The sequence below is a fragment of the Candidatus Infernicultor aquiphilus genome (assembly GCF_002784285.1).
GTDB classification, from domain to species: domain Bacteria; phylum Atribacterota; class Phoenicimicrobiia; order Phoenicimicrobiales; family Phoenicimicrobiaceae; genus Infernicultor; species Infernicultor aquiphilus.
Map to the genome: position 1 here is coordinate 1 of NZ_PFKO01000047.1, position 2,494 is coordinate 2,494.

At 29.6% G+C, this 2,494-nt stretch carries 2 protein-coding genes; both read right to left on the bottom strand.

Going from position 1 to position 2,494, the window contains the following annotated elements; translation table 11 throughout:
• Positions 1–2,012, bottom strand: a 2,012-nt coding sequence (locus COZ07_RS01450) for a DEAD/DEAH box helicase family protein (protein WP_406606822.1), incomplete at its 3' end; no start/stop codon positions are given.
• Between the two features lie 87 nt (positions 2,013–2,099).
• On the bottom strand, positions 2,100–2,494 hold a 395-nt coding region (locus tag COZ07_RS01455), incomplete at its 5' end, for a DeoR family transcriptional regulator (protein ID WP_406606823.1).

A 2,494-nucleotide genomic window follows, 5' to 3' on the forward strand; every position in this document is an offset into this window, starting at 1 on the left:
AATTCAATGTATTTTTTAAGAATTTCTAATTCCTGTTCATTGATTTCAAAATTAGTTAATTCTCTTTTTTTCATAAGAGAATAATTAGCCTCTTTATATATAGGAACCAGTAATTTATGTTCTTTAACTTCTTTATTAATAAAAAGGGTAAGCTGGGATTCGCCCTCCCCTTTCCCTTCTAATTCCAATTTTTCCAGTACAGTTTTCAAGGCTTCTCGGTTAGTCCCAAAAATAAATAAAGCCTCTATCGGCAATACTTTATCCTTAACCTGATTAAATAAATCTTCCCCTATTTCCTGGGAATTATAAAGTTCTAATAATCTTCTTCTTTTATTCTTCAATGGCTCAATTCTTACGCCTCTCCCCACAGATTGCAGGACAAATTTCCTTGCTTCTTCTCCCATTCCAATATTAATGAAATTAATTACATTAGGCCTGTTGGAGTCCCATCCTTCATAAAAACTACGTGAACCCATTAAGATATTAATTTCAGAATCTTCTTTATTTAAATTTTCAAAATAACTTTCCTCTTCGAATCTTTCTTGAATTTCATATCCTACCAGTTCCTCCTTTAGCCATCCAGATATATCACCTATTTTTAGTAAAGCAAAGGGCTTATCGCTGGTCTTTAATTTAAAAGCCAATTCCTTTTTATTGGAAAGCCTTCTTAATATCTCAATTTCTCCATTGGTTTGCGCATTATATATATGATCTAAAATATCTTCTTTAGTAATATTTTTTATAATTTTTTCGTCTATTTTTATTTTTTTATCGGGTTCAAATATAAACTCAGATTCTTCTTTTAATTCCTCCCAAAGTTCACCTAAAGCACTTTTAAACACTTCCCCTTCAATCTCACCCTTCCCAATCTTTTTAAGTTCCCTGAAAAATAGCTTTAAGTCAGCATTTTCAATGCTTACCGAATTAACTAAAGTTAATAATAATGGCTTATGATATAGGCTTTTATTAATTTTAATTATCTCCTTATAAAACTTCTTCACATAAGTCAACAAAATTAGAGATTTTAAAACTATTTTTTGCTTCTCTTCCTCACTATAATCTTCTTTTTCTCTAAAGGCCCGTATTTCTTGTTTTAGGATGCCGATATGTTTTCCGTAACCCGCATTTATATATTTTTTGAGATTAAAATCATAAGTACAAGTGATAATATCTCTGGGGTCTATGAAAGTAGCTGAAGAATTAAATAAGAAACCATTCCTGGAGAGTATGGAATAAATTTGTTGCCTTTTAGAATCTTCTCTATCTCCTTTATGAGCCTCATCTAAAAATATATACCATTTGCCGTCATTATCATAATTTTTAAAGTCCACAATTTTATCTTTTTGTTCATCATTTAAATTATCGGAACGATAATAAAATACCGTGATCCCAAATAAATTTCTTTGTCTTTTAACTTCCGAATATGCTTTTAATTCTTTTAAATCTATCTTGGTTTCGTTGGCATAATTAAATTCATCAACATGCTTTTTTAATTGTTCTATCAAATCATCTCGATGAGTTAAAAATAATATATCGTAAGAGGGAATTTCTTTTCTTCCCATTAATTCTTTTAATATTTGGATTAATTTAATGATGACCAGGCTTTTTCCACTTCCCGTCGCCATCCAAAAACACATACGGTTGATAAAATACTCATAAGAAACTTTGCTATCCTCATAAGGATAATACTCAGTTAAAAGATTATAAATATTTCTCTTTCTTTTATCTAATTTTATATCTAACTTTTCTTCTAATCCGTTATCTTTATACCATACAAAAAATCTTCGTTTTCTTTCTTGATTTACTTCTAATCTTTCATCTTCCTGATAATCAACAAGGTCCTCAAAATATTTCCATAAAACAGTTATGGCATTCTTTAAAGATTTTTGCTGATAATCCCAAAGTTTTTTAGTCTTAGAAAATTTTTCTAAATCAAAGGAATTCCAATTAGCTGGTAAATCACCAAATCTTTTTGATTCTTCAATTATATTTTGTAAAAATACTCTTGTCATTGTAATAAAATTCCTTTTAGGTTTATTGGTCATATATTCTTTTTTATGTCCCCTTTATGTCCCCTTTATGTCCCCTTTATGTCCCCTTTATGTCCCCTTTATGACATATTCTGTTCCTTTGCCAGTAATTCCAACTTTTTCAAATATTCCTTTTTCGACAAGAAAATTCATATCTCTTGTAGCTGTCTTTTTCGAAATTATATTTAATGCTTGATATTCATTATTCGTAATCTTTCCCTTTTCCTTCACATACATTACTGCCTTAATCTGTCTTGCACTAATTCCCAATTTTTTCAAATTTTCTGCTGTAAATTTATCTTTATAAAATACAACCTTCATCACTCCATATTCTTCTATAAAATCAGGCTCTGGTAATCCTTGTTGTAAACAATTTTCAACTATCTTTATTGTCCCTCTCCCCCAACTTTCAATAAATCCAGCAAGATAGTTTGTACTCCCACTCCTTATGTAATATCTACCCT